We start from the raw sequence: 25,174 nt of genomic DNA on the forward strand, positions 1-25,174 counted from the left end.
GGCGGGCCGCCACCGCGGTCTAGTGTCGCCTGACCTCAAGAGGCGATTGGGTGCACCGATGCTGCAGTGGCTGGATAGCGTGGCGGGTCCGGGTTATGTCGCCGCAATCCTGTGGACGTTTGCAGCACTCATTTTGCTCGTCGTCATCCTGCTCGTCATCAAGGTTGTCCGCAATCTTACCTTCGGCACTTTCGTGGCCGGCGGCAGGAACCGCAAGACGCGCCTCGCGGTCATGGACGCGACCGCCGTCGACAGCCATCGCAGGCTGGTGCTGGTGCGCCGTGACGACATCGAGCATCTGATCCTGATCGGCGGGCCGACCGATGTCGTGGTCGAGCGCGATATCAGGCTGGCGGCGCCGCGCCGGCCGGCGCTTACCGGCGACAGCGGCCAGCCACAGGCAACCGCCGCCGCGCGCCCGCGCGCGCCGCAACCGGCACCTCCGCCCGCCCCCGGCCCCGTCAGGCAACCGCCGCCTGCCGCCCAGCCAGTTGCCGCCGCACGCCCGCGCGCGCCGGCGGCACCGAGTCAGCCGACCGCCAAGGTCACGCCCCTGCCGAGCAACGGAACGACCAACGGCAGCGCCAGATACACGCCGCCGCCCTCAAACGATTCCGTCGACGACACATTGATGCACGAGCTCGAGACCTCTCTCGACGAGACGCCCTCCCAGCCGGCAGCGCCAAGCAAACCCGCACCCAAGCCCTCGCTCGATGATGAGATGGCCAAGCTGCTTGGCGAACTGGGCAACCACAAGCGCTGACCTAAAGCATGTCTCCCGAAGTGGGAACCGGTTTCGGGATAAAGACATGCGTAAAATCAAAACCTAAAAGCGCATGGCGCGAATCTGAAAGATCGCGACGCGCTTTAGCGGCAGCTTGCCGGAACGCGCGAACTCTCCGCAGCTCAGGAGCTGAAAACAAAAATGGCCGGAAAACCGGCCATTTTTGACGTTTTTGCTTTCAGCTCGCGTCAGTCGTCGCGATACACCTTTTCGCGGCGCTCGTGGCGTTCCTGCGCTTCGATCGACAGCGTCGCGATCGGACGCGCGTCGAGCCGCTTCAGCGCGATCGGCTCCCCGGTTTCCTCGCAATAGCCGTAGGTGCCTTCGTCGATGCGCTGGAGCGCGGAGTCGATCTTCGAGATGAGCTTGCGTTGGCGGTCGCGGGCGCGCAATTCGATGGCGCGGTCGGTTTCGGAGGAGGCGCGATCGGCAAGATCTGGGTGGTTGGCGTTTTCCTGCTGCAGGATTTCTAGGGTCTCGCGCGCTTCGCGCAGAATGTCGTTCTTCCAGGTGATAAGCTTTTGGCGGAAGTACGATTTTTGCCGTTCGTTCATGAACGGCTCGTCTTCGGAGGGTACGTAATCGGCGGTAACGATGTCGTTCATTCGACTCACCCAACAACCCCAAATTTGGCGCCTATATATTCGGGGACAAGAGCCCGCACAAGCGGTATCGACGACAGTTTCACGCAATTGTTAGTCTCGCATCGGCAGCTCCGGCAACGACGTTGTTTCAACGGCATAAAACGAATTCGCATATGATTCGTTGCAGGTGCTCGCGCCGGCCATTGTGCATGACGTGGTTCTGGTGACTAATCGCGCTTTGCCTGTCAGGCAGCGCCATGGGGGAAACGGTTGAGCAGACTTTATCTGTTGCGGCATGCCAAGGCCGGCTGGGCGCTGCCCGGCGTGCGCGATTTCGACCGCCCGCTCGACGAATCAGGCAAGGCTGACGCCGAAGCGATGGGAGAGGCCATGCGGGCCCGCAACTACGTGCCTGACGTCACGCTTTGCTCCAATGCCAAACGGGCAAGGCAGACGCTGGAAGGCCTGGCGGGGCGCACCGACACCGGCCGGGTGCTGTTCTTCGACACGCTCTACAGCGAGGATGCGGCCGGCTATCTCGACATCATCCGCAAGAACGCCGGCGCCGACCAGCTTCTGGTGATCGGCCACAATCCCATGACCGAGGATCTGGCCATGGCGGTGTCGGGCGACGGCGACGAGGCGGCGCGCGGCATGATGAACCACGGTTTTCCAACCTCCGGCCTCGCCGTGGTGCGCTTTCCCGGCAATCTTGCCGAAGCGGCGCAGGGGAGCGGCTACCTCGAAGCCTTTCTCACGCCCGCCGATCTCTGAGGCCATTTCAAACGCCCGGCCCAGCGCCTATATCGGGCGCGGACGCGCAACCAGAGGCCTGATTTGGCATCATCGCTGACGACTTTCACCGACGAGGCAAGGATTGCGCTCGACACGCTGTCGGGCCGTGCCGCCGGGCTCTTCTCGCCGTCATTGCGTCTTGGCGTCACCGGACTTTCCCGCGCCGGCAAGACGGTGTTCATCTCAGCCCTCGTCCACAACCTTATTCATGGCGGACGCCTACCGCTCTTCGAAGCGCAGAAATCCGGCCGCATCGCCCGCGCCTTCCTTGAGGAGCAGCCGGACGATGCCGTTCCGCGTTTCCAGTACGAGGACCATGTCGCGGCTTTGGTGAACGACCGCGTCTGGCCGGACTCCACGCGCGCCATCTCGGAACTGCGGCTCACCATCGAATATGAGTCGGCTTCCGGCTGGAACCGGTTGTTCTCAGCCGGAAAACTGTCCATCGATATCGTCGACTATCCCGGCGAATGGCTGCTCGACCTGCCGCTGCTCGGCAAATCCTTCGCCGATTTTTCGCGCGAGTCGGTCGAGCTGGCTACCCTGCCCGTCCGCTCCGACCTGTCTCAGGCCTGGCGCGAGCTGGCTTCCACCGTCAATCCCGATGCCGATGCCGACGAGATGACGGTGCGGCGCCTGGCCGAGAGCTTTGCCACCTATCTCAAGGCCTGCAAGCTCGACGAACGCGCCCTGTCGACGCTGCCGCCCGGCCGCTTCCTGATGCCGGGCGACCTCGAAGGCTCGCCGGCGCTCACCTTCGCGCCGTTGATGACACTGTCCCAGGGCCAGACGCGCTCCGGATCGCTGCAGGCGATGATGGAGCGCCGCTACGAGGCCTACAAGACGCATGTCGTCAAGCCGTTCTTTCGCGAGCACATCACCCGCCTGGACCGGCAGATCGTGCTGATCGACGCCATGCAGGCGCTCAATGCCGGCCAGGCCGCCATGGCCGATCTGGAACGCGCCGTCACCGAGATCCTGTCCTGCTTCCGGCCCGGACGCGGCAACTTCCTCACCGATTTCTTCTCGCGTCGCATCGATCGCATCCTGGTCGCCGCGACCAAGGCAGACCATCTGCACCACGAAAGCCACGACCGGCTGCAGGCGATCGTACGCCGGCTGACCGACCGCGCCGTGGCGCGGGCGAACTTCAGCGGCGCCGCCGTCGATGTCGTCGCCATGGCCGCGGTCCGCTCGACCCGCGAGGGCACGGTGAAGCAAGGCCGCGAGACGCTGCCGGTCATCATCGGCACGCCGCTGAAGGGCGAGACAATCAACGGCGAGACGTTCGACGGAAAGACCGAAACCGCCATATTCCCGGGCGATTTGCCGGAAAAGGTCAATGCGGTGTTCGACGTTTCCGGATCATCGCCCGACAACGCCGAGCCGGCGATCCGCTTCGTGCGTTTCCGCCCGCCGAAGCTCGAGCGTACCGCCGAAGGCGTCACGCTGTCCTTGCCGCATATCCGGCTCGATCGCGCGCTGCAGTTCCTGATCGGAGATCATCTGGCATGACCGCGCCCCGCAAACCGGCGGCCTTCCGCATCGAGCCCGAGACCGAGCCGAAGTCGCAAGTCACCCAGAGCCGCGTCGCCGCGGAGCAGCCGGCGCGCAGGCCGCGCGCCGCGCGGGCCGACGTGGCGGTCGTGATCCCCTCGGAGGTCGACGTTTTCGACGAGCCGGATATCGAGGCCGCGGCCCCGCCACCGGCGACAGCGCCGCGAAAGCGTTCGCTGCTGGCGCGGCTGTTCTTCGGCGCCCTTGGCGTGCTCGTCTCGCTGGCGGTCGGCCTGTGGGCGGACCAGCTGATCCGCGACCTGTTCGCGCGCGCCGAATGGCTGGGCTGGCTGGCGGCCGGCATGGCGACGATCGCGCTACTCTCGCTGCTCGTCATCCTTATCCGCGAATTCCTGGCCATTGCTCGCCTTGCCGAAGTCGAGAAGATGCAGAAGCGGGCCCTGGATGCCGTGGCACGCGACGATCCCAAGGCCGCGCGCGCCCTCGTTGATGAGCTCTCGGCCTTCGTCGCCGCAAAACCCGAGACCGCCGCCGGACGCCGTTCGCTCGCCGAATTGCGCGGCGAGATCATTGACGGCGCCAATCTGGTGCGGCTTGCCGAGACCGAGATCCTGTCGCCGCTCGATGCCCGCGCCAAGATCATGATCCTTGAGGCCGCCAAGCGCGTCTCCCTGATCACGGCGGTCAGCCCCCGCGCGCTGGTCGACATCGCCTATGTCGTGTTCGAGGCGGGCCGCCTGATCCGGCGCCTTTCCGAACTCTATGGCGGACGCCCGGGCACGCTCGGCTTCTTCCGGCTGGCGCGTGGCGTGCTCGCGCATCTGGCGGTGACTGGCTCGATCGCAGTGGGCGACAGTTTCGTGCAGCAGATCGTCGGCCATGGGCTTGCCGCAAAACTCTCTGCGAAGCTCGGCGAAGGGGTCGTCAACGGAATGATGACGGCGCGCATCGGCATCGCGGCGATGGAAACCGCCCGCCCCTTGCCGTTCATTGCCGTGAAGCGCCCGGGCCTTGGCGATTTCCTCTCGGCGCTGACCTCGTTCGCGGCCAAAAAAGACGGTCAGGCGGAGTAACAGGGTAAACGCGAAAGCCACCTCCAGTGACGAAGCATTAACCAATCTTCGCCATGGTCGATCAGGTCCCAAGAATAGACTCTGTCGTGCCGGGTGTCGTCCATGAGAAGCGTAATCCTGTCCTGCGTGCTGCCTGCGACCGTTGCTATTGCCGCGCCGCTCGGATTGGTCGAAAAAGCCTTTGGCGCCGAGCCGGACAAGCAGTTCTTCCGGTCCGTCGAGGGCCGATGGGTAGGCCCTGGCGAGATCATCGCCGGCAAGTACAAGGGCACCAAATTCACCTGCGATTTCAACGGCTCGACGCCTGACGGCAAGGTCGGCATGACGTTGGACGGCAACTGCCGGGTCGGCGTCTTCACGCAGAAGATGTCCGCGACCGTCGAGCGCAAGGGTCGCGACGGCTACCGGGGCGCCTTCATGGGCGGCTCGACCGGCAACGGCATGGATATTGTCGGCGGCAACGTCGTCGACGCCCAGAAGGTCGTCTTCACCATCAACCGCAACCAGTTGAACGGCGTCATGCAGGCCCGCGTGCCCGACGACAATTCGATGACCGTGACGGTGGCCGTGCGTGTCGACAAACAGCTGGTGCCGGTGATCGGCATGAGCCTGAAGCGGGTCGACTCGGTCGAAGTCGGCGCCATCACCAAGAACTGACCCGACGCGCCGACCTCCGCAAAAAAAGGCGGCGGCCGCTTGGCCACCGCCTTCGTGTTCATCGATAGCTGAGATCAACCCTTGATGGTGGCCGTCAGCTCGTCATAGGCCTTGCAGGCTTCGTCAAGCGTCGTCGCGCCCTGATACTTGGCGGTCACAGCCTGCACCTTGGCGGTCAGATCGGCCGCCTTGCTCGGATCCTGGGTGATGGCTTCCTGGAGGGCGGCAGCCATGTCCTGCGCCTTCTTGGCGGCTATTTCCTGAGTGCATTCCGGCCCCTTGGAGCAAGCCGAGGCGGCCAACGCCGCAACACCTACGGCGACGAGCAAAAACTTCTTCATGTCAATCATCTCCTCAAAAAAGGCAGCCGCCCATCGCGGCTGCCTCCAATGGCCGAAGCCGAGCGTGCCATAACCGCTGATTGTGGCGGCGCGCAACAACCGGGCTGCGTAAACTTGTGTAACCAGGCTGCAATATCGCGGCGTCCCGAATTCAGGCCGCCCAATGCATGTAAAACAACAATCTAAAGCGCGTCGCACCAAGCCGTTCAGGCGCGACGCGCTTCAGGGCAATTCCAGGAAAGGCGTGAAGCGGTTTTCCATCCAAAAAACAAAGAGATAGAGCGTCTCACCGTTTTCATGAAACGGTAAGACGCTCTACGTCAACTGGAACAAGGTCACCCGCGAGGCTGCAACAGCGCCAGCACGACTGTCGATGCGGCAAGGACGACGGTAAGAGTCAAAGGTCCTGAGGCGCCATAGGTGTCCACGACATAGCCGCCGACAACCGCGCCGATGGTGATGGCAACCTGGAAAGAGACGACCATCAGGCTACCGGCCGCTTCCAGCGCATCAGGCGCCGCGCGCGACAGATTGGTCGGCAGCACCACCGGCGCCATGCCGAATGCCAGGCCCCAAAGCGTAACGAATCCGAAGGCAACGACGACGTGCACGCCCCAAATCACCAATGCCAGAGCCGCAAACCCCATCAGCGCCGCGGTGCCCACGAGAGCCATGTGGATATTGGCGTCGGCCATGCGGCCGCCAGCAATATTGCCGATGACAGCGGCGATGCCAAATCCGAGCAGGGCCATGGCAATTGGCCCGGTTGCCAGGAGCGTCACATGTTCGAGGAAGGGGCGCACATAGACCGAGCCGGCAAAATGCCCTGTCATCAGCAAAAGGATGGCCAGCATGCCGAGTTGAATGCCACGCCGCCGTGTCAGCCGAAATACATCCGCAAGACTGTTGCTGGCTGTGGCAGGCAGGGTCGGCAGGCTAAGCAACTGCAGCAGCAGGGCAATCACGGCCAGCCCCGCCGTCAAGGCCATGGCGCTGCGCCATCCCAGCCAGTCGCTGATCAACGCACCCGCCGATGGCGCGGCAATGGTGGCAAGCGAGACGCCGAGGGTGACGATGCCCATGCCCCGACCTGTGGCATTGGCGCCAACCAGCCGGGCCACGACGGCAACCGAGAGTGCCCAGAAGGCGCTGAGAGCAATTCCGAGCCCTGCCCGGCCCAACAGCAGCAACCAGAAATTGGGCGCCAGCGCCGCAAGGAGGTTGGAACCGACCGCCAAGGCGCTGAGGCCAACCAGCACCGTCTTGCGGTTCAATCGGCCGATGAGAACATTGCTCAACATGGCCGTCACGGCGCCGACGGAAGCGGTGGCGGTGACGACCTGTCCGGCCGTTCCTTCGCTGATGCCGAGATCGCGCGCCATTGGCGTCAGCAGACCTGCCGGCAGGAATTCGGCTGACACTAGGGCAAAGCTGGTTGCCGCCAATGAAATGACCGAGAACCAGGTGGCTGCGTTCCACGTGGTTGGCGCGGCGGTATCGAGGTCTAATGCCTCGTCTTCAAGCTGTAATGTTGTGTCTGTCACCGGAAGTATCTCCAAGGAATGGAGGCCTTCAATAGACGAGTCCTTTCGGATTATATGTATCCTAAAATCCGAAATTCATATCCGTTCGTCCGGAAATTGTGCGACGCACAACGCCAGGCGAGACATTGGTGATGCGTTTGAACGCGCGGGCGAAGGACGCTTCGCTGTCATAGCCCAAACGGGTAGCGACTTCGGCAACCGACAAGCCGTTTTGCCCCAGCAACTCGCGGGCAAGCTGCATACGCAGACGAGCGAGATAGTGGGCAGCGCCCTCCCCTAGCACGGCGCTGAAGCGTTCGGCGAAAATCGAGCGCGATTGGCCTGCCAGGCCGGCAAGGCTTTCCAAGGTCCAGTTATGGCCGGGGTCTCGGTGCATGGCCGCCAGCGCACGCCCGATATGGGGGTCGCGGATAGCGGCAAGCCAACCGGTGGTCGCGGCTCCCGTGCAATTGACCCAGCAGCGGATGAGCCGGGCTGTCAGCAAGTCCGCCATGCGCGACAGAATCGTGGCGCTGCCCATCTGCGGTTGCGCGGCCTCGGCCGTCATGGCCGCCAGCAAAGGACGCATGACCGGGTCATTGCCGGCCACGTCGCAGCCTTTGATGATCGGCGGCATCAACGTGATCAATGGATTGAGCGCGCAGGAACCCAATGCCATCGAGCCGCAGAAAAGGGTGCATGTCGCGCCCGTTCCCTGCCTGACCACTTCGCAGACATTGCCGCCCAACTTGGTCACCTGGCATCCCTCGAGCGAGTCGCCGACAACGTCCGGCGCACTGGCCAGCCGATGGGCTATGCCTTGCGGCAGCAGCACCAGATCGCCATCACGCAACTCCTGCCACCCTTCCGCTTCGGTATAGATCCAGCACGGACCCTGGCCGACAAAGTGAAAACGAAGCAGCTTCTGTTCCGGAAAGGCGATGCTCCACGGATGTCGCAGCTCGCAGCGGCCATAGTTGACGCCACTCAAGCGAAAGTCTTGCAGGACCTCGCTAAGCGCATCCATCGGGATATCCGGAAGCGGGTGGGACGAATAGTCAGACATTTCGCCATTATAGATGCCGAACGTCCGACAGGCAAGCGAAGGTCCCTCCGACGGCGCCTACCCTTGCTGGCAGGCCTCCCGCCCTTGCCTCTCCCTCCCGGTGCATGCAAGGAGTGCTTCTAATGCATGTCGCCCAGAAGTGCGCAGCGGTTCTGGGATAACGACATGCATCAAGCAAAGACCTGAAGCGCGTCCACCTGAATGTTTTCCAGGCGAACGCGCTTTTCAGCAACAGGATGACAGCCATGGCAGCTGAAGCGTCGAGCAGCGATCTGGTGCAGGTGGTGGCGTTGCTCGCGGCCGGCGTCATCGCCGTGCCGATCTTCAAGCGCATGGGGCTGGGCTCGATCCTCGGCTACCTTGCCGCCGGCGTGGTCATCGGCCCGTTCGGCCTGCGCGTCTTTTCCGAATCGGGATCGATCCTCCACGTCGCCGAGCTCGGCGTCGTCATGTTCCTGTTCATCATCGGGCTGGAAATGCAGCCGTCGCGGCTCTGGGGCCTGCGTCGCGAGATCTTTGGATTGGGTGCCCTCCAGGTCGGCGTCTGCGCGGTCCTGCTCACCCTCGTCGGACTGGCCGGAGGCTTCCCCATCGCCCAGTCCTTCGTTGCCGGCGCCGGCTTCGTGCTGACCTCGACGGCGATCGTCATGCAACTGCTGGAAGAGCGCGGCGAGATCGCCACGCCGAAAGGCCAGCGCATCGTCTCCATCCTACTGCTCGAGGACCTGATGATCGTGCCGCTGCTGGCGCTGGTCGCCTTCCTCGCGCCGGGCGGCGCCGAAACCAGTATTTCGGAGCGGCTGAGCGAAGTCGGCATCGGCATCGCCGCGATCATCGGACTGGTCGTGGCCGGCCGTTACCTGCTCAATCCGCTCTTCCGCGTCCTGGCGGACGCGCGTGCCCGCGAGGTCATGACCGCCGCGGCCCTCCTAGTGGTGCTGGGATCGGCTCTCGCCATGCAGCTCTCCGGCCTGTCGATGGCGATGGGCGCCTTCCTCGCCGGCGTGCTCCTGTCGGAATCGACCTTCCGTCACCAGCTCGAAGCCGATATCGAGCCGTTTCGCGGCATCCTGCTCGGCCTGTTCTTCCTCGCCGTCGGCATGTCGCTCGACCTGAGCGTCGTTGCCCATAACTGGCGGCTCGTCGCCATCTATGTCGTCGCCTACATGGTCATGAAGGCGCTCGGCATCTACATCGTCGCGCGCATCCTGAAGAGCGGCCATCGCGAGGCGCTAGAACGCGCCGTCTTCATGGCGCAGGGCGGCGAGTTCGCCTTCGTGCTTTATTCGTCCGCTGCCGCGGTCGGCATCATCGACGGCCAGGCCAACGCCACGCTCACCGCCATCGTCATCATCTCGATGGTGCTGACGCCGCTCGCGATCCTGGCGCTGCGCTACCTCACCCCGCGCGACGAGCAGTCGCTCGACGGCGTCGACATCGCCGAGGGCCTCACCGGCAGCGTGCTGATCATCGGTTTCGGCCGCTTCGGCCAGATCGCAAGCCAGCCGCTGCTATTGCGGGGGCTGGACGTCTCGATCATCGACAACGAGGTGGAGATGATCCAGGCGGCGGCCAATTTCGGCTTCAAGGTCTATTATGGCGACGGCACGAGGCTCGATATCCTGCATGCGGCCGGCGCCGGGCGGGCCCACGCGGTGCTGATCTGCGTCGACAAGCCGGACGCCGCCGTGCGCATCGCGCAGCTGATCAAGGCCGAATTCCCGCTGGTCACCATGCTGGCGCGCGCCTACGACCGCGGCACGGCGCTGCAGCTCATTCGAGCCGGCGTCGACTACCAATTGCGCGAAACCTTCGAATCGGCGCTCGTCTTCGGCGGCTCGGCGCTGGAGGCATTGGGCGTCGATCCGGAGGAGGTTGCCGAGGTCATCGAGGACGTGCGCCGTCGCGATACCGCTCGCTTCGAAACGCAGCTTGCCGAGGGCATCCGCGCCGGCCAGCGTTTCCTCAAGGGCAACATCGGCACGCCGATCCCGACGCCGCTCACGCAACCGCGCCGGGCCGGCCGCGCGCTGAACCAAGAAACAGCCGTTGTGCTGAACGAGGCAGAGACCAACAACTGAGGGGCAAGGCATGGCAGAGCTCGACGCGCGGGCGCTTTCGGTCACCAAATTCTGGCGTGACGCCGGCGAGGACGCCTGGTTCGAGAAGAACGACGCCTTCGACACCGATTTCCGCAGCCGCTTCCTTGAGTTGCATTACGCAGCCGCGCGGCGCGAATGCGACGACTGGAACGCCCATGCTGAAGGATCGCTGGCGCTGATGATCCTGCTCGATCAGTTCCCGCGCAACTGCTTCCGCGGCACCGGCCACATGTACGCGACCGACCCGCTGGCAAGGCATTTTGCCGACCGGGCGATCGCCGCCGGACAGGATCTGGAACTCGACGAGGCTCTGCGCGTCTTCCTCTACCTTCCATTCGAGCATTCGGAATCGCTTGGCGATCAGAAGCGTTCAGTGGAACTCACCGCCGCGCGAGCCGCGAACGATCTTAAATATGCCGAGGAGCATCTGGAAATCATCGAGCGCTTCGGTCGCTTTCCGCATCGAAACAGGTTGCTCGGTCGAGAGACGACGCCCGAGGAACAGACATTTCTCGACGGCGGCGGTTTTTCCGGTTGATGCCGGTTAACCACAAATTGGGAATCGTATTGTGAGAAGCTTCGAAGCGCGAATGATTGGCAAGTCAATCCGCTCTGTCGAAAAGAACGAACCGGGGTTTGGGATCAGCGTTCTTTTCACCGACGGCACTGGGCTCGCTATCCATACGGAGGTGTCTCTGCGCATGAGCGATACAGCGGCAAGAATCGAGCGCGTTACATCGACCAAACAAGAGGTCATCTTGCATTTGGGCGAGTATGATTTCCTGGCGATATCGACTGACCGCCAAAAGTACGACGCTGTCGAATTGTTCGTCTACCAAGACGCCGGCGGCACTTTCGTTGTCGAGAACTAGGCGACGTTAAGCCAACCACCACTCCCGGCCGGACGGAAGCCGCTCGATCCCTGATGTGTCGACGGCGCCGAGCCGTTCCGAGACGCTCCTGCCGCCGATCGAAAGCCCCGGCGCGATCTCGGCCAGCGGCGCCAGCACGAAGGCGCGCTCCAGCATGCGCGGATGCGGCACTTCGAGCCCGGTCTCGTGAATAACCCGGTCGCCGAACACTAGGATGTCGATGTCGATCAGGCGCGGCCCCCAGCGCTCCTCGCGCACGCGCTTCAATCGCCTCTCGACGTCGAGGCAAAGGTCGAGCAGCGCGCGCGGCGAGAGCGCCGTCTCGATCGCCGCGGCGGCGTTGAGGAAATCGGGTTGGTCGAGCTTGCCCCAGGGCGGCGTGCGGTAGAGCGACGAGACCGCGGTGACGCGCGTCGCGTCGTCGCCATCCAGTATGCGCAATGCCGCGCCCATGGACCTCGCCGGATCGCCGAGATTGCCGCCGAGGCTGAGATAGACGACGCTATTCTGGCCAGACAACGGTCACCTCGACATAATCGAGCACGCCGGGCACCGGGGCGTTCGGCTTGCGCACGGTGATCGCGGCCTTCCTGATCTGCGAGAAGCGCGCTGTCAGCGCCTTTGCGACCTCCAGCGCCAGCGCCTCGATCAGGAAGCGGCGATGTCCGGTCACGATCTTCTCGATGACCGCGAAGGCGACGCCGTAGTTGACGGTATCCTCGATGGAATCCTCCGTCAGCGGACGGCTGGGTTCGACGGTCAGCTCGGCATCGACATAGAAACGTTGGCCAAGCGTCTCCTCCTCGTCAAGCACGCCGTGGCGGGCGAAGAAGGCGCAATTCTTCATACGGATGACGTACATGATCAGGGTCCGGGGGGAGGCTCGGTTTCGCGGGCAAGCATAGCATCGGTCAGCGCCAGCGCGTCCACGTTGATTGCGACATCGTGGACGCGAAACAGGTCGGCCCCCTTCAAGCGCAGGATGACGCTCGTCGCCGCCGTGCCGGCGGCCCGATCGCCAGGCTCGCGCCCGGTCGCGGTGCCGATGAAGCGCTTGCGCGAGGTTCCCGCCATCAGCGGGTAGCCGAGCGCCTGAAGCTCCGAAAACCGCGCCATCAGGTCGAGGTTCTCCGCCGCCGTTTCCTTGGCGAAGCCGAAGCCTGCATCGAGCACGATCTGACTGTCGGCGACGTTGGCCGCACGCGCGATCTCGAGCGATTTGCGCAGGAACAGGAACTGGTCGTCGATCACATCAGGCAGTTTCTGCCGCTCGCGGCCGGTGTGCATGATGATGAGCCCGGCGCCGGTTTCGGCGGCGACGCGCGCGATGCCGGGCTCCCGCTGCAGCCCCCAGACATCGTTGACGATATGGGCGCCGGCGGCGACTGCGCGCCGCGCGGTGTCCTCGCGATAGGTGTCGACCGAGATCAGCGCCTCGCCGGAAGCGGCGAGCGCCGCGATGACCGGCAGCACGCGACCCTGCTCTTCTTCAGCCGTGATCGGAGCGAAACCCGGCCGCGTCGATTCCCCGCCGACATCGATCACGGCAGCGCCCTCTTTCACCATCCGGCGCGCCTGCTCCAGCGCCTTTCCCGGCGCGATGAACAAACCGCCGTCCGAAAAACTGTCAGGCGTCACGTTGAGGATGCCGACGACGACCGCCTTCGGACCGAGGTCGAGATAGCGCCCATGCGCCAACTGCCATCGCCTTGTCGTCATTGTCCATCAACCATGCGTGATCCGCCGGAAATCAATTCCGTTGCGCTGGCGACGGCCCTAAAGCAAGGTGCGTGAAGAGGCAATATGATGAAGCGTCCCCTGCTCTGCGCCCTGATGCTCGCGCTCGCCGCCACGCCGGCGGTCGCCGCGAATCTGGTGAAGACCTACAGCTATTTCAGCGTCGGCGGCCGCACGCTCGACGATATCCAGAACCAGCTGTCGAGAAACGGCCCCGAAGTGAAGAGCACCGGATCGCGACATCCAGGCGCCACGCAGATGGCCTTTACGACCCGTATCAGCTACGCCCAGAGCGCGCAGTCCTGCCGCATCGCCGATGCGGCCGTCACCGTGAAGGTCAAGGTGATCCTCCCCGAGTGGCGGCGCCCGCGCAAAGCCGATCCCGACGTTAGGCTGTTCTGGGACACGCTCTCGGCCGACATCAAACGGCATGAGGAACGCCATGTCGAGATCGCCAAGAACCATGCGCGCTCGCTCGAGGACGCGCTGAAGGCCAGCCCCACGCAAAAGACGTGCGAACAGGCAAAAGCGGAGGCCGCGTCGATCCAGGCAGCCGAGCTCGCCAGGCACGATCAGGACCAGGTGCGCTTCGACCGGGTCGAGGGCGCCAATTTCGAAAGCCGCATCCTTCGGCTGATGCGCTATCGGATGCAGCGCATTGAAGCCGGCCAGCTGCCGCCGCCTTGACCCGAAGCAAGCCGCATCCGAGGCCAATTTCGCCCAAGCATGGTGCCCGACGGGGAAAACTTTCGAAGGACGGTCGAAAACGGCCTATATCGAACGACATATAGCGGGTTCGAAACACCCCCTATCCACGATGGGAAATGACAGGCGCGACCAGCCAAAGCCACCTTGGCGCGCCAAGCACCTGCCTTTGAAAGAAATGATGCATGGACCAGACCGTCGAGACGATGGCGCAGAAAGCCGCGCCGATGAGCGAGAGCGAGAAGAACGCCATCATCGGTGGCGTGCTGTTGTCGATGCTGCTGGCAGCCCTTGACCAGACAATCGTCGCCCCCGCGCTGCCGACGATCGCGCTCGCGCTTGGCTATGCCGAGTATCTGCCGTGGATTGTCACCGGTTATCTTTTGACTGCGACCGCGATGGCGCCGCTCTACGGCAGGATCTCGGATGTCTATGGTCGCCGTTCCGTCATCTACGCCGCCATTATGGTCTTTCTGCTCGGGTCGCTGGTCAGCGCGCTCGCGCCCAACATGCTGGTGCTGGTCATCGGCCGCGCCATCCAGGGCGCCGGCGGCGGCGGTCTCTTCGCGCTGGCCCAGACGGTCATAGGCGATCTCGTGCCGCCGCGCGAGCGCGCCCGCTACTCGGCCTGGATCTCCGGCACATGGGCGGTGGCCAGCGTCGCCGGCCCTCTGCTCGGCGGCGTCTTTGCCGAGCATTTGCACTGGTCGCTGATCTTCTGGATCAACCTGCCGATCGGCTTCCTTGCCATGGCCATCATCAACAACCCGCTGAAGAAGCTGCCGATCGCGGCCAAGAACCATCGCATCGACGGGCTCGGCGCCGTGCTGCTGGTCATCGCTACGTCGCTGCTGCTCCTGGCGCTGAACTGGGGCGGCAGCGCCTATCCCTGGTTCTCCCGCGAAATCCTTGCGCTGGTGGCCTGCTCGGCCGTGTTCTGGGCTTTCTTCGCGCTGAGGCTGCTGAAAGCGGCCGAGCCCTTGATCTCCCTCGACGTGCTGGGCAACCCGATCGTGCTCGCCGGCACGCTGTCGATGTTCCTGTTGCAGGCGGCAAACATCGGCGCGTCGGTTTACCTGCCGGTCTACCTGCAGTCGATCGTCGGGCTTTCGGTCAGCGAATCCGGCATGGCCATGCTGGGCCTGCTGCTCGGCACGGTCGCCGGCGCCACCCTCAGCGGCCGTTTGATCCCGCGTTTTGTCCATTACAAGCGCATCGCCATGATCGGCGTCAGCCTTGCCATCGTCTGCGTTGGCGTGCTCAGTGCCATTGCGGGACACGCCTCGCTGCTCGAAGTCCTGATCCTGACCACGCTCACGGGCCTGGGCAGCGGAACGACCTTCCCGGTCGCCACCGTCTCGGTCCAGAACGCCGTCGACCGCGCTCACCTGGGCGTGGCGACCGGCGTGCTGACCTTCCTGCGCACGCTGGGCGGCGCGCTCGGCGTGGCAATCCTTGGCGCGGTGGCGCTCGGCTACGGCTTGCCGCTGTCGTCCGAAGGCGCCGCGACGCGTATCGAATTGTCATCGGCGCTGCCGTTCGTGATGATTTTCCTCACCACCGGGATCACGCTTGTCCCTGCGCTGATCGTGCTGGCGCTCATGCCGGAAAAGGAACTGCGCGGCCGCGACGAGCACGCCGCGCCGGTGCTTGCGGAGTAATCTCTCCGAGGTGCGTTGAGATTCAGGTCCGGCCGGCATCGCCTGAATTCAACATACTCAGTCTTGGACGCCGAGCTTCTTCTGCAAGCTGGTCGATGAGGTCGTATATTGGAAGACGATGCGCTCGCCCGGGCTGACGATGCGCTTGGCGGCCTGTGCCATCAGCGCCACCTCGTGGAAGCCTGACAGGATCAGCTTGAGCTTGCCGGGATACCAGTTGATGTCGCCCACGGCAAAGATGCCCGGGATCGAGGTCTGGAACTTCTCGGTGTCCACCGGGATCAGGTTCTCGTTGAGGTTGAGGCCCCATTCGGCGATCGGTCCGAGCTTCATGGTGAGGCCGAAGAAGGGCAGCATGCGGGTGCATGGCACCTCAACGTCGCCGTCCGGACCGCCCTTGATGGTCGCCGATGACAACTGGCCGTCGGTCCCGGCAAGCCCGCTGACCTGACCGACCAGGAATTTGAGCTGCTTCATCTCCTGCAAGGCATACATCTTGTTGACGCTGTCGGGTGCCGCCCGGAATTCCGGGCGGCGATGCACCAGCGTCACGCTGTTGGCGATCGGTTGCAGGTTAAGCGTCCAGTCGAGCGCCGAATCGCCGCCGCCGACGATGACGAGATCGTGGCCGCGGAATTCCTCCATGCGCCGGACCGAATAAAAGACGCTCTTGCCTTCATAGGCCTCGATGCCCGGAATGGGCGGGCGCTTGGGCTGGAACGAGCCACCGCCGGCGGCGATTACCACCACCTTGGCCTCGAACAGCTCGCCCTCGTCGGTAGCGACGCGGAAGCTGCCGTCGTCGAGCTTTTCCAGGTTGGAGACCATGCGGTTGAAAGTGAACTCCGGCTTGAACGGATGGATCTGCTCCATCAGCTTGTCGACCAGGCCTTGCGCGGAGATCGTTGGCCAGCCCGGAATGTCGTAGATCGGTTTTTCCGGATAGAGCTCGGCACACTGGCCGCCGGGACGGTCGAGAATGTCGATGAGATGGCATTTCATGTCGAGCAGGCCGAGCTCGAACACGGCGAAAAGGCCGACCGGCCCTGCGCCGACAATGAGAACGTCCGTCTTGGTGGTATTGCTCATGCGCTGCGCCCCTTCTGGGAATGGAGCGAGACTGCATGAGCTATTGCCTGCTGCCAAGCAGCCAGCACGAAGAAAACTGGAAGCTGGCTTCAGCCCTGGCGTTCGGGCACGCGCACGATCAGCCCGTCCAGCGCGTCGCGCACCTTGATCTGGCAAGAGAGGCGAGAATTCGGCTGGACGTCGTAGGCGAAGTCCAGCATGTCCTCTTCCATCGCCTCCGGCTCGCCGACCTCGGCCGTCCATGCCTCGTCGACATAGACATGGCAGGTCGCGCAGGCGCAGGCGCCGCCGCATTCGGCCTCGATGCCGGGCACCGCGTTGCGGATGGCGTTTTCCATGACGGTCGAGCCGTTTTCGGCCTCCACGTCAAATCGGGTCCCGTCATGGGCGATGTAAGTCAGCTTGGTCATTAAGTCACCTGAGGAGTCGCGACGGAGATAATCACTCCACCGGACAAGTCAACTGCGGCGCGAAAGCGCCACGAAATGACGTTTTTCAGAAAGATAGTGCTAGCGGCTGATGCCCGCGATGAAGTCGCGCACTTCCTCGATCAGCATGCCGAGCCGCTTGAGCGCCCGGACGTCTTCCGGCTGCTTCTCGATGATCGCCGCGCATTCGGCGACCGCGAACGCGCCGATGCCGCGCGCCGAGCCCTTCAAGCCGTGCGCCAGAAGTACCCTCTGCCTGGTGTCGGCGTCCGCGATCTGGTCACGAACATTGAGCGACTGCTGCACGAACAGCGCCAGCACCTCCCGTTCGAGGTCGCGGTCGCCCATTGTCTGGCGCGCCAGATGGCCGAGATCCACAGGTCGGGCTCGAGCCGTTCCGGAGGCATCTCCCCCCGGCATGGAAAACGCAATACCACTTTCGCCACGCATACGCACTGCAACTCCATCAAGCGGGCAGACGAGCCCGAGAAAATAGGCGTTTCCGGTCGCCAACGGGTTAACGATTGGAGGGGAAAAATGTTGTCAGGGAGGCGGCCGGATCACGCTTCCGTTAACCTTATATTTAAAGTTTTACGTATCGCCGGGAATGCATGTTTTCTTTACCCCTGTGTGTCATTACGATACGAAGGTCCATTTTTCAGCCTCCTGCTCGGGATAGACAAGCTAGAATCGGGCCAGAATCCGGCCAAAATCATAAGTCCCGCGGCAGCTAGTACAGGGTAGCGAAGGCATGGCTAAGAAACCAACGACGACCAAGTCTCTCGAGAATGACGTAGCCGCGGAACTGGAAAAGGCGCTCGACCTTGACCTGGCCGGCGACGAAGGCGGGCTCGACATGGCGGCGTCGATGGAGGATCTCGAAGCGCAGATATCGGCAGCTGCCGACGAGCTGGCGCGCGAAGGCCGCAGCCAGCGGACAGAGCCCGCGAACAACCCTCAGCCCGCCGCCCCCCAGCCTCCGAGGGCGCCCGCGGCTAAGCCGGCCGACCTGCGCCCGGTCGAGCCGCGCAACGGACAGCCGGCCGGCTTCACGCCCGCCAATGACGACCGCCAGAAGGACTACAAGACGCTGCTGCACAGCCTCAACCGGCGTGCATCGAGCACCGTCTACTGGGTGATCGCCTTTATCTCGCTGGCCTGGATCGCCGGCGCCGGCGGCTTGGCCAACCTCCTGTTCGGTCCTGGCATCTGGAAGATCCGCACCTTCGACCAGTTCTTCGCCCGTCCCGAGTTGATCGGCCTGGCGGTGGCCGCGATCGTTCCGGTCATCCTGTTCTGGGCTTTCGCCGCCATGATTCGGCGCGCACAGGAAATGCGCATCGCCGCGCAGTCGATGACCGAGGTCGCCTTCCGCCTGGCGGAGCCTGAAAACCTTGCCCAGGACCGCGTCATGATGATCGGCCAGGCCGTTCGCCGCGAGGTGGCGGCGATGGGCGAAGGCATCGAGCGCACTCTGGCCCGCGCCGTCGAGCTCGAGACGCTGGTCCATGGCGAAGTCACCCAGATCGAACGCTCCTATTCCGAAAACGAGGCCCGCATCCGGTCTCTCGTCGACGGTCTGGGCAGCGAGCGCGAGGCGGTCGTCACCCATGCCGAGCGCGTGCGCGCCTCCATCGCCAGCGCCCACGAGACGCTGCGCGACGAGATCGGCGCGGCCAGCGACATCATCCGCGATTCGATCCTCAACGCGTCGACCAAGCTGTCGATGACGATCAACAATTCCGGCGACACGCTGATCGATCGCATCAATGAAAGCTCGACGTCGATCTTCGATTCCGTCGAATCGCGCCTGGACAACATCACCGATCGGCTTTCGACCTCCGGCGAGGCCTTCGCCAGCCTGCTCGATACCCGTATCGCCAAGCTTACCGACACCACGGACGGCCTTACCCGCTCGCTGACCGACCTGCTCGACGACCGCACGAATGGCATGGTCTCGCTGCTCGGCGGCGCCGCCCGCACGCTGAACTCCGAATTCGAGGCGAGCCTTAGCGGCATCGAACGGACACTGGCCGAACGCGGCCAGGCGCTGATCAGCGAATTCCAGACCCGCGCCGAAGCGCTCGACACCGGCACGCAGAAGCTCAACGCCGCCCTCGAAGCGCGCGCCCGCCAGATCAACGAGACGATGGTGGAACGCGCGAAGGAAATCGCCCATGCCTTCGCGGAGAGCAAGGACACGCTGTCGGCGATGATCGATCAGGGCAAGACCCAGATCGGCGCCGATATGGCCGACATCATCTCGTCCACCTCCTCCATGCTCGAAGCCCGCGCCACCGACTTCGCCGGCCGCATGGAGGCCGCCCGGCATGTGGTGTCGCGCTCCTTCGATTCCGATATCCAGCGGCTTGCCGATGCCCGTGTCGGCATCGAGGAAGCCGTCGAGAACCACAGCCGCTCGCTTTCCGAGAGCCGCGAACGCATGGCTGCCGCCATGCAGGAGGACTTGGCGAAATTCGCCGAGGGCCGCGCGGCAATCGATGCGGCCGTCACCAACCAGGTGCAGAAGCTGGCGGAAGGCCGCGGCTTGATCTCGCGGGCGCTGGAAGAAGATCTGCGCAAGGTGAACGAGTCGCGCGCCGCCATCGATGCATCGCTTGGCAGCCATCTGGAGCAGCTCGAAGAGGGTCGCAACCGGCTGTCCCAGGCTTTGAACGAAGACTCCGGCAGACTCGTTCAAGCCCGCACGATGATTGACGAAATGGTCGCCGGCCATGTCGGGAAGCTGGCCGAGGGCCGCAATATCCTGGCGCGCGCCCTGGAAGCCGATCTCGGCAAGCTGCAGGACAGCCGCGCCTCGATCGACGGCCTCGTCGCCAGCCAGGTCGAGAAGATCGCCGAGGGCCGCGCCGTGCTGGCCAAGGCGCTCGAAACCGACATCATCGGCATCAGGAACCTGGTCGAGACCCATTCGACCAAGCTCGCCGAGGACCGCGGCGAGTTGAGCCGCGCGCTAGAAAGCGATCTGAGCGGCATCCGCGGCCTGATCGACAGCCACGCCGGCAAGCTCGCCGAGGATCGCGGCCTGCTGTCGCAGACGCTGGAAGCCGACCTCGCCAAGCTGGCTGAAAGCCGTGCCTCGATCGACGGCCTCGTCGCCGGCCAGGTCGAGAAGCTTGCCGAAGGCCGCGATATCCTCAAGCGCGCCCTGGAGGCCGACCTCAACACCATCAAGGGTGCCATTGCGGGACACTCAGACAAGGTGCTGGAGGATCGCTCGCAACTGTCGAAGGCCCTCGAAGCCGATCTGCAGGCCGTCAGCGGCGCCATTGCCGATCATCAGAACAAGCTGGCGCAAGACCGCTCGGCCCTATCGAGAGCCCTGGAGGATGACCTTCAGAATGTCAGCGGCGCCGTTGCCGAACATCAGAACCGGCTCGTTCAGGACCGTTCGGTGCTGTCCAAGTCGCTCGAAGACGATCTCGCCAAGCTGGCGGAGAGCCGCTCCAGCATCGACGGGCTGGTCGCCGGCCAGGTCGAGAAGCTGGCCGAAGGCCGCGATATCCTCAAGCGCGCGCTGGAAGCCGATCTCAACACGATCCAGGGCGCGATCGTCGATCATTCGCAGAAGATCACCGGCCATCGCGCCGAACTCTCGCGCGCGCTCGACGTCGATATGGCCAATGCCAGCGGCCTCATGCAGACCCATGCCGACCAGTTGTCGCAGAACCGCGCGACGCTGTCCAAGGCGCTGGAGGACGACCTCACCAAGCTCGCCGAGAGCCGCTCCAGCATCGACGGTCTGGTCGCCGGCCAGGTCGAGAAGCTGGCGGAAGGCCGCGACATCCTCAAGCGGGCACTCGAAGCCGACCTTGCCAAGCTCGCCGAGAGCCGCGCCTCGATCGACGGCCTTGTCGCCGGCCAGGTCGAAAAGCTCGCCGAAGGCCGCGATATTCTCACGCGCGCCCTTGAAGCGGACCTTGCCAAGCTGGCCGAAAGCCGTGCCGGCATCGACGGCCTCGTCGCTGGCCAGGTTGAGAAGCTCTCCGAAGGCCGCGATATCCTCACGCGCGCCCTTGAAGCCGATCTCGCCAAGCTGGCCGAAAGCCGCGCCTCGATCGACGGTCTTGTCGCCGGCCAGGTCGAGAAGCTCGCCGAGGGCCGCGATATCCTTAGGCGCGCCCTCGAAGCCGACCTCCAGAAGCTGACCGAAAGCCGATCCGAGATCGACGACGTCATCGCCGGCCATGTCGGCAAGCTGTCAGAAGGCCGCGACATGCTGGCCCGCGCCTTGGAGGACGATCTCGCCAAGCTCGCCGATACGCGCAAGGACGTCGACCGTTCGGTCTCCGGCCATATCGACCAGATCGCCGCGCGGAGCAGCGACATTTCGGCAGCGATCGCCGCCGATGTCGAGAAGATCGAGCAGGCCTTCAGCCGCCAGACCGGTGTCATCGAAGAACGCGCCAGCACCATGGAGCGAGCGCTGTCGACCGGTGTCGACAATGTGCGCGGCGTGCTGGAGAAGACCGCGGTGTTCGTGGCGGGCGCGTTGCGCGACAAGGTCATGGAAGTCACCAGCACCCTGCATGAGCAGGCCGGTGCGGCCTTCAGCGACGCCGATCGCAAGATCGCCGAACGCGCCGAGCAGACCTCCGCCGCGCTGCTTGCCAGGGCCGAGGACATCGCCCAGGCCTTCGAGGCGGCCGACCGTCGCCTGCACGAACGTGCCCAGGACACGTCCAACATGCTGATGGCGCGCGCCGACGACGCGTCGAACTCGCTCATGGCTCGCGCCGAGGAAACTGCCGACAAGCTGGCCACGCGCGCCGGTGAGATCGCCAACACCTTCGACGCGGCCGACCAGAAGCTGGTTGCCCGCGCCGTCGAGACGGCGCAGTCGCTGGCCTCGCGTGCCGGTGACATCCTGCGCAACTTCGAGGGCGCGGACGAGCGGCTGTCGATGCGCATCACCGAATCGGCCGAAGCGCTGGCCGCCCGCGCCTCCGATCTCGGCCGCATCTTCGACGGCGCCGACCAGCAGCTCATGGCGCGCATCGCCGAGGGCTCGGAAGCGCTTTCCGCCCGCGCCGGCGAGATCGGCCGCATCTTCGACGACGCCGACAACCGCCTGGTGTCGCGCATCGCTTCGACCAGCTCGACGATCGGCGAGCATGCCGACACGATCGTCGGCGCCTTCGCCGCCACCGAGCAGCGTGTCGCCGACCGCGCGCGCCAGACCGGCCAGGAGCTCGCCGTGCATGCCCGCGAGATCGAGCAGGCGCTGTCCGGCGCCGACGAGCGGATTGCCGCGAGCGCCGCGGCTGCCGCCGCGCGCGTCGAGGACCAGGTCGCGAGCGTGGAAAACCGCCTCGCCTACACCGCAGAGACGATGGGCCAGAAGCTCAGCGAGCAGGTCTCCAGCGCCGAGGCTCAGCTGATCTCGCGCGCCAACGTCATCGCCGAGACCTTCACGGCGGTCGGCCAGCATATCGGCCAGAGCACCAACGAGGCCGCGCGCACGATCGGCGCCAACACCCGCGAGCTCAACACCATGCTCGCGGCGCGTTCGGCCGAGATGGCGAAGATCCTCGACGAGACGGCCAAGCCGCTGGTCGAGCGCTTCGCCCAGGGCGGCTCCGAACTGCAGCGCAGCATGGAAGAGGTCACCGAACGCGCGGCCGAGAAGCTGCGTAGCGAGAACACGAATCTCGTCAATGCTCTCGCCAGCCGCACGGCCGAAACGCTGTCGGCCGTCGAAGGCGCGCGTTCCTCGCTTGCCGACAGCGTGGCCGACCTAATTGGCCGCATGACGACCTCCAGCGCGCAGCTCGGCCAGCTCATCGAGCAGGCTGCCGTCAATCTCGGCCAGGTCGAGGAGCGGCTTTCTGGCAGCACGCAGAGCTTCGCCTCGACCACGGAGAAGGCCGCCCAGACCTTCGCCAGCTCGGCGCGTCTGGTCGATTCCAACACGACGCGGCTCACCGACCTGTCATCGGCGACGCTGCGCGAGGTGGCCGCGATCGCGACCAAGTTCGACGAGCACAGCCGGCTGCTTTCCAGCGCCTCGAACCTGCTCAGCTCCGCGCAAAGCAATCTCGAGCACACGCTGGAGCGCCAGTCCTCGCTGGAGGACCTCGCCGTCGGCCTGGTCAAGAAGTCGGAAGACCTCGAGAAGGTGATGCGTTCCTTCGAGAGCCTCGTCGGTCAGACGATGCAGACCGCCGAGGGCCGGACGATGGAATCGGCGGAGAAGATCCGCACCGCGATCGCCGAGGTCGTCGATTCGGCAACGCGCCGCTTTGCCGACGCGACCGAGGAGATGCGCCGCACCGCAGGCTCGATCAAGAGCGAGCTGGATCTCACCCGCGCCGAGCTGAAGAAGGGCGTCATCGAGATGCCGGAAGAGGCCAAGGAATCGACCTCGGCCATCCGCCGCGCCGTCGCTGAGCAGATCAATGCGCTCAAGGAACTGTCGGATATCGTTGCGAAATCCGGCCGCAGCGGCTCGAGCGAACAGGGCGAACCTCGCGGTCTGCGCCCTGCTCCGCAGGCACCGGCCCGCGCCGCCGAGCCGCCGCTGCGCCGCCCGCCGGCCCCGCAGCCTCAGCAGCAGCCGCAACCGGCGGCGCGCGCCCCTCAGGCGCCGCTCGCCGAGACCACGCTGCGCGGCACGCTTGACCTGGAACGTCCCGCCGAGGCGCCGCGCCGTGAGAACGGCAAGACGCAGCAGGGCGGCTGGGTGCGCGATCTCCTGACCAACGCCTCGCGCGAGGAAGAGCTTCGGCCGGCAGCGCCGGCGGAAGCGCCGCGCGCGACGCCTGCCCAGCGCTCGCCGCTGCATGTCATGGAATCGCTCAACTCGCTTTCCGTCGACATTGCGCGGGCCATCGACCACGACGCCTCGATCGAGCTGTGGAACCGCTACCGGCGCGGCGAGCGCGACGTGTTCACCCGTCGCCTCTACACGCTCAAGGGCCAGCAGACCTTCGACGAGATCCGCCGCAAGTACCAGGCCGAGGCGGAATTCCGCGCTGCGGTCGACCGCTACTGCGAGGATTTCGAGAAGCTGCTCAAGGACGTCTCGCGCAACGACCGCGACAACATCATGGCGCAGACCTATCTGACCTCCGACACCGGCAAGGTCTACACCATGCTGGCCCATGCCAGCGGCCGGTTGCACTGAGCCGGGCAGCTCCAGGAATCAAAAGGCGGGCCGAAAGCCCGCCTTTTTCGTCTCTGCAAAGTTCAGAACCCGCCGTCGGGATCCAAGTCGCGAATTGAATTAGCGATGGGCAATCCAAGACTACGCTGATCGAGCCACAACACTTGCCGTCCATGTCTTTCGCGTTCTGACAAAAGATCAGCATGGGCCATTTGCATGGCAAGCAATAGCGCCTGCACCGCATCGATCCCACGCGCCCTGAACGTGCGCGAGCCTTCGGGCCATCCTATTTCATACCAACATAAGAAATCTCCCCCGTCCTCTGGTTCGGGCGAAAAGAAACGGCAGGTCACCTCATCACCATCAACCGAAAACGTCCGTTGAATAAAACTTACGGTCATCACGGCTCTGAAAAAACGTGGCTTGCCTGGAGCCTCGCTCAAATCGTCGAATCGGCCCAGCGGACGATGTCGGTCGCCGCCTGGCCGAAGGCATTGTCCAGCGCGCGGACGTAAGCCGCATTGCCGCTGCCGGAAACCGGCGCGCTCGCGGTGAAGTCCTTCGAGGCGCGCACCTCTCCGTTGCGGTCGTTCAGGATGCGCACGAACAGGTCGACGTCGGCATGCTCGCCGCCATTGACCCGCACCTCGAAGGAGCGCACCTCGGCGATGATCTGGTAGTCGATGGCCAGCCCTTCGCCCGGCTTGCCGACGCCGGCAAAGCTGCCGGAGCGCTGGAAGGTCTCGGCCAGCCTCGCCTGCACGATCAGCGGCAGCCGGTCCGCCCATTGCGCGCCTTTCAGGAACTGGATCGAGCGGTCCGAAGGCCTGATGACGATGTTCTGGCTGTCCAGCGCCTTGAGCGCCGAGGGCTGGGCGATCAGGATCTGGCGGCGGCTGTGCGCATGCACGTCGACCGACGGCGCGGACAGTTCGAACGTGTCGAGCGGCGCCGGCTTGCCGCCCAGGACCGCACAGCCGGCAAGCGTAAGCACCAGCAATGCCGCCGCGGACGATCTCAAACTACCCGCTACCACCCTGACCGACTTCACGCGCGATCCCCGTTGTCCCCGATCAACCCGCATTCGCGGTTCATTTTCTTGGCGGTCGCGGC

23 protein-coding genes are annotated in these 25,174 nt (G+C 64.6%); 11 read left to right on the forward strand and 12 right to left on the reverse strand.

Translation table 11 applies throughout. The features are described from left to right. Positions 1-58: 58 nt before the first annotated feature. Positions 59-763 carry a flagellar biosynthetic protein FliO gene (locus tag EJ068_RS00455; RefSeq protein WP_189512584.1) on the forward strand — a complete coding sequence of 235 codons (705 nt, stop codon included), beginning with the start codon at positions 59-61 and terminating at the stop codon, positions 761-763. A 209-nt stretch (positions 764-972) separates the two neighbouring features. Here EJ068_RS00455 and dksA read toward each other — a convergent pair whose 3' ends face one another. Further along, complete coding sequence (gene dksA / locus EJ068_RS00460) at positions 973-1,389, reverse strand: RNA polymerase-binding protein DksA (RefSeq protein WP_040972254.1); 417 nt, start codon at positions 1,387-1,389, stop codon at positions 973-975. Positions 1,390-1,638: 249 nt separating this feature from the next. On the opposite strand from dksA, the gene EJ068_RS00465 reads away from it, so the two are divergent. From EJ068_RS00465 to EJ068_RS00480, 4 genes are all read left to right on the forward strand, one after another. Beyond that, complete coding sequence (locus EJ068_RS00465) at positions 1,639-2,142, forward strand: histidine phosphatase family protein (RefSeq protein WP_127253828.1); 504 nt, start codon at positions 1,639-1,641, stop codon at positions 2,140-2,142. Between the two features lie 63 nt (positions 2,143-2,205). Continuing rightward, positions 2,206-3,678 (forward strand): YcjX family protein, encoded by a 1,473-nt coding sequence (locus tag EJ068_RS00470; protein WP_127253829.1) that lies wholly within the window; start codon positions 2,206-2,208, stop codon positions 3,676-3,678. Then, the gene (locus EJ068_RS00475; protein ID WP_127253830.1) at positions 3,675-4,754 is read left to right on the forward strand and encodes a TIGR01620 family protein; all 1,080 of its coding nucleotides are present in this window, start codon (positions 3,675-3,677) and stop codon (positions 4,752-4,754) included. The genes EJ068_RS00470 and EJ068_RS00475 overlap by 4 nt, the downstream gene beginning before the upstream one ends. 102 nt (positions 4,755-4,856) lie before the next feature. Continuing rightward, the gene (locus EJ068_RS00480; protein ID WP_127386400.1) at positions 4,857-5,411 is read left to right on the forward strand and encodes a hypothetical protein; all 555 of its coding nucleotides are present in this window, start codon (positions 4,857-4,859) and stop codon (positions 5,409-5,411) included. 74 nt (positions 5,412-5,485) lie between these two features. Here the strand turns inward: EJ068_RS00480 and EJ068_RS00485 are convergent, their stop codons facing one another. The 3 genes from EJ068_RS00485 to EJ068_RS00495 all read right to left on the reverse strand — a co-directional run bounded on the left by EJ068_RS00485 (position 5,486) and on the right by EJ068_RS00495 (position 8,341). Continuing rightward, on the reverse strand, positions 5,486-5,848 hold the full coding sequence (locus EJ068_RS00485) for a hypothetical protein (RefSeq protein ID WP_245463306.1): 363 nt from the start codon (positions 5,846-5,848) through the stop codon (positions 5,486-5,488). A 239-nt stretch (positions 5,849-6,087) separates the two neighbouring features. After that, positions 6,088-7,296, reverse strand: a complete 1,209-nt coding sequence (locus EJ068_RS00490; RefSeq protein WP_127253451.1) for an MFS transporter — start codon at positions 7,294-7,296, stop codon at positions 6,088-6,090. A 61-nt stretch (positions 7,297-7,357) separates the two neighbouring features. Then, positions 7,358-8,341: an AraC family transcriptional regulator gene (locus EJ068_RS00495; RefSeq protein WP_189342145.1), complete on the reverse strand. Its 984-nt coding sequence runs from the start codon at positions 8,339-8,341 to the stop codon at positions 7,358-7,360. Between the two features lie 245 nt (positions 8,342-8,586). Here EJ068_RS00495 and EJ068_RS00500 point away from each other — a divergent pair, with 245 nt between their 5' ends. From EJ068_RS00500 to EJ068_RS00510, 3 genes are read left to right on the forward strand one after another with little or no spacing between them, the layout of a single operon-like run. After that, the gene (locus tag EJ068_RS00500; RefSeq protein WP_127253449.1) at positions 8,587-10,422 is read left to right on the forward strand and encodes a monovalent cation:proton antiporter-2 (CPA2) family protein; all 1,836 of its coding nucleotides are present in this window, start codon (positions 8,587-8,589) and stop codon (positions 10,420-10,422) included. A gap of 10 nt (positions 10,423-10,432) precedes the next feature. Then, the gene (locus tag EJ068_RS00505) at positions 10,433-10,981 is read left to right on the forward strand and encodes a DUF924 family protein (RefSeq protein WP_127253448.1); all 549 of its coding nucleotides are present in this window, start codon (positions 10,433-10,435) and stop codon (positions 10,979-10,981) included. A gap of 31 nt (positions 10,982-11,012) precedes the next feature. Continuing rightward, a complete protein-coding gene (locus EJ068_RS00510; RefSeq protein ID WP_127256986.1) occupies positions 11,013-11,315 on the forward strand; it encodes a hypothetical protein in 303 nt (100 codons plus the stop codon). Positions 11,316-11,321: 6 nt separating this feature from the next. Here the strand turns inward: EJ068_RS00510 and folK are convergent, their stop codons facing one another. The 3 genes from folK to folP are packed head-to-tail and all read right to left on the reverse strand — an operon-like array spanning position 11,322 to position 13,034. Continuing rightward, complete coding sequence (gene folK, locus EJ068_RS00515) at positions 11,322-11,834, reverse strand: 2-amino-4-hydroxy-6-hydroxymethyldihydropteridine diphosphokinase (RefSeq protein WP_126082547.1); 513 nt, start codon at positions 11,832-11,834, stop codon at positions 11,322-11,324. Beyond that, positions 11,818-12,177, reverse strand: coding sequence for a dihydroneopterin aldolase (gene folB, locus EJ068_RS00520; protein ID WP_042647736.1), 360 nt, complete (start codon positions 12,175-12,177; stop codon positions 11,818-11,820). The genes folK and folB overlap by 17 nt, the downstream gene beginning before the upstream one ends. A 2-nt stretch (positions 12,178-12,179) precedes the next feature. Continuing rightward, positions 12,180-13,034 carry a dihydropteroate synthase gene (folP, locus tag EJ068_RS00525; RefSeq protein ID WP_127253446.1) on the reverse strand — a complete coding sequence of 285 codons (855 nt, stop codon included), beginning with the start codon at positions 13,032-13,034 and terminating at the stop codon, positions 12,180-12,182. An 84-nt stretch (positions 13,035-13,118) separates the two neighbouring features. Here folP and EJ068_RS00530 point away from each other — a divergent pair, with 84 nt between their 5' ends. Continuing rightward, entirely contained in the window at positions 13,119-13,739 is a 621-nt protein-coding gene (locus tag EJ068_RS00530) for a DUF922 domain-containing protein (protein ID WP_127253707.1), read from the forward strand. A 203-nt stretch (positions 13,740-13,942) separates the two neighbouring features. Continuing rightward, the gene (locus EJ068_RS00535; RefSeq protein WP_127253706.1) at positions 13,943-15,418 is read left to right on the forward strand and encodes an MDR family MFS transporter; all 1,476 of its coding nucleotides are present in this window, start codon (positions 13,943-13,945) and stop codon (positions 15,416-15,418) included. Positions 15,419-15,475: 57 nt separating this feature from the next. Here the strand turns inward: EJ068_RS00535 and EJ068_RS00540 are convergent, their stop codons facing one another. From EJ068_RS00540 to EJ068_RS00550, 3 genes are all read right to left on the reverse strand, one after another. Further along, positions 15,476-16,507 (reverse strand): NAD(P)/FAD-dependent oxidoreductase, encoded by a 1,032-nt coding sequence (locus tag EJ068_RS00540; protein WP_128315236.1) that lies wholly within the window; start codon positions 16,505-16,507, stop codon positions 15,476-15,478. 89 nt (positions 16,508-16,596) lie between these two features. Continuing rightward, positions 16,597-16,917, reverse strand: coding sequence for a 2Fe-2S iron-sulfur cluster-binding protein (locus tag EJ068_RS00545; protein WP_127253704.1), 321 nt, complete (start codon positions 16,915-16,917; stop codon positions 16,597-16,599). Positions 16,918-17,016: 99 nt separating this feature from the next. Then, positions 17,017-17,385: an Hpt domain-containing protein gene (locus EJ068_RS00550; RefSeq protein ID WP_127253703.1), complete on the reverse strand. Its 369-nt coding sequence runs from the start codon at positions 17,383-17,385 to the stop codon at positions 17,017-17,019. Between the two features lie 301 nt (positions 17,386-17,686). Here EJ068_RS00550 and EJ068_RS00555 point away from each other — a divergent pair, with 301 nt between their 5' ends. Further along, a complete protein-coding gene (locus EJ068_RS00555; protein ID WP_129554441.1) occupies positions 17,687-24,082 on the forward strand; it encodes a kinesin in 6,396 nt (2,131 codons plus the stop codon). Between the two features lie 62 nt (positions 24,083-24,144). Here the strand turns inward: EJ068_RS00555 and EJ068_RS00560 are convergent, their stop codons facing one another. Both EJ068_RS00560 and EJ068_RS00565 read right to left on the reverse strand, forming a co-directional pair. Further along, positions 24,145-24,462 carry a hypothetical protein gene (locus EJ068_RS00560; RefSeq protein ID WP_127251295.1) on the reverse strand — a complete coding sequence of 106 codons (318 nt, stop codon included), beginning with the start codon at positions 24,460-24,462 and terminating at the stop codon, positions 24,145-24,147. A 38-nt stretch (positions 24,463-24,500) separates the two neighbouring features. Continuing rightward, complete coding sequence (locus EJ068_RS00565; protein ID WP_127251296.1) at positions 24,501-25,145, reverse strand: ABC-type transport auxiliary lipoprotein family protein; 645 nt, start codon at positions 25,143-25,145, stop codon at positions 24,501-24,503. Between the last annotated feature and the right edge of the window lie 29 nt (positions 25,146-25,174).

This window comes from Mesorhizobium sp. M2A.F.Ca.ET.043.02.1.1 (genome assembly GCF_003952405.1).
Classification (GTDB): domain Bacteria; phylum Pseudomonadota; class Alphaproteobacteria; order Rhizobiales; family Rhizobiaceae; genus Mesorhizobium.

Bases quoted from the DNA above. Each gene is read 5' to 3' on its own strand.
- EJ068_RS00565 (WP_127251296.1), bottom strand. From the start codon at position 25,145: ATGCGGGTTGATCGGGGACAACGGGGATCGCGCGTGAAGTCGGTCAGG.
- EJ068_RS00505 (WP_127253448.1), top strand. From the start codon at position 10,433: ATGGCAGAGCTCGACGCGCGGGCGCTTTCGGTCACCAAATTCTGGCGT.
- EJ068_RS00500 (WP_127253449.1), top strand. From the start codon at position 8,587: ATGGCAGCTGAAGCGTCGAGCAGCGATCTGGTGCAGGTGGTGGCGTTG.
- folP (WP_127253446.1), bottom strand. From the start codon at position 13,034: ATGACGACAAGGCGATGGCAGTTGGCGCATGGGCGCTATCTCGACCTC.
- EJ068_RS00455 (WP_189512584.1), top strand. From the start codon at position 59: ATGCTGCAGTGGCTGGATAGCGTGGCGGGTCCGGGTTATGTCGCCGCA.
- EJ068_RS00550 (WP_127253703.1), bottom strand. From the start codon at position 17,385: ATGCGTGGCGAAAGTGGTATTGCGTTTTCCATGCCGGGGGGAGATGCC.
- EJ068_RS00495 (WP_189342145.1), bottom strand. From the start codon at position 8,341: ATGTCTGACTATTCGTCCCACCCGCTTCCGGATATCCCGATGGATGCG.
- EJ068_RS00560 (WP_127251295.1), bottom strand. From the start codon at position 24,462: ATGACCGTAAGTTTTATTCAACGGACGTTTTCGGTTGATGGTGATGAG.
- EJ068_RS00555 (WP_129554441.1), top strand. From the start codon at position 17,687: ATGGCTAAGAAACCAACGACGACCAAGTCTCTCGAGAATGACGTAGCC.
- EJ068_RS00530 (WP_127253707.1), top strand. From the start codon at position 13,119: ATGATGAAGCGTCCCCTGCTCTGCGCCCTGATGCTCGCGCTCGCCGCC.
- EJ068_RS00540 (WP_128315236.1), bottom strand. From the start codon at position 16,507: ATGAGCAATACCACCAAGACGGACGTTCTCATTGTCGGCGCAGGGCCG.
- EJ068_RS00480 (WP_127386400.1), top strand. From the start codon at position 4,857: ATGAGAAGCGTAATCCTGTCCTGCGTGCTGCCTGCGACCGTTGCTATT.
- dksA (WP_040972254.1), bottom strand. From the start codon at position 1,389: ATGAACGACATCGTTACCGCCGATTACGTACCCTCCGAAGACGAGCCG.
- folB (WP_042647736.1), bottom strand. From the start codon at position 12,177: ATGTACGTCATCCGTATGAAGAATTGCGCCTTCTTCGCCCGCCACGGC.
- EJ068_RS00475 (WP_127253830.1), top strand. From the start codon at position 3,675: ATGACCGCGCCCCGCAAACCGGCGGCCTTCCGCATCGAGCCCGAGACC.
- EJ068_RS00535 (WP_127253706.1), top strand. From the start codon at position 13,943: ATGGACCAGACCGTCGAGACGATGGCGCAGAAAGCCGCGCCGATGAGC.
- EJ068_RS00545 (WP_127253704.1), bottom strand. From the start codon at position 16,917: ATGACCAAGCTGACTTACATCGCCCATGACGGGACCCGATTTGACGTG.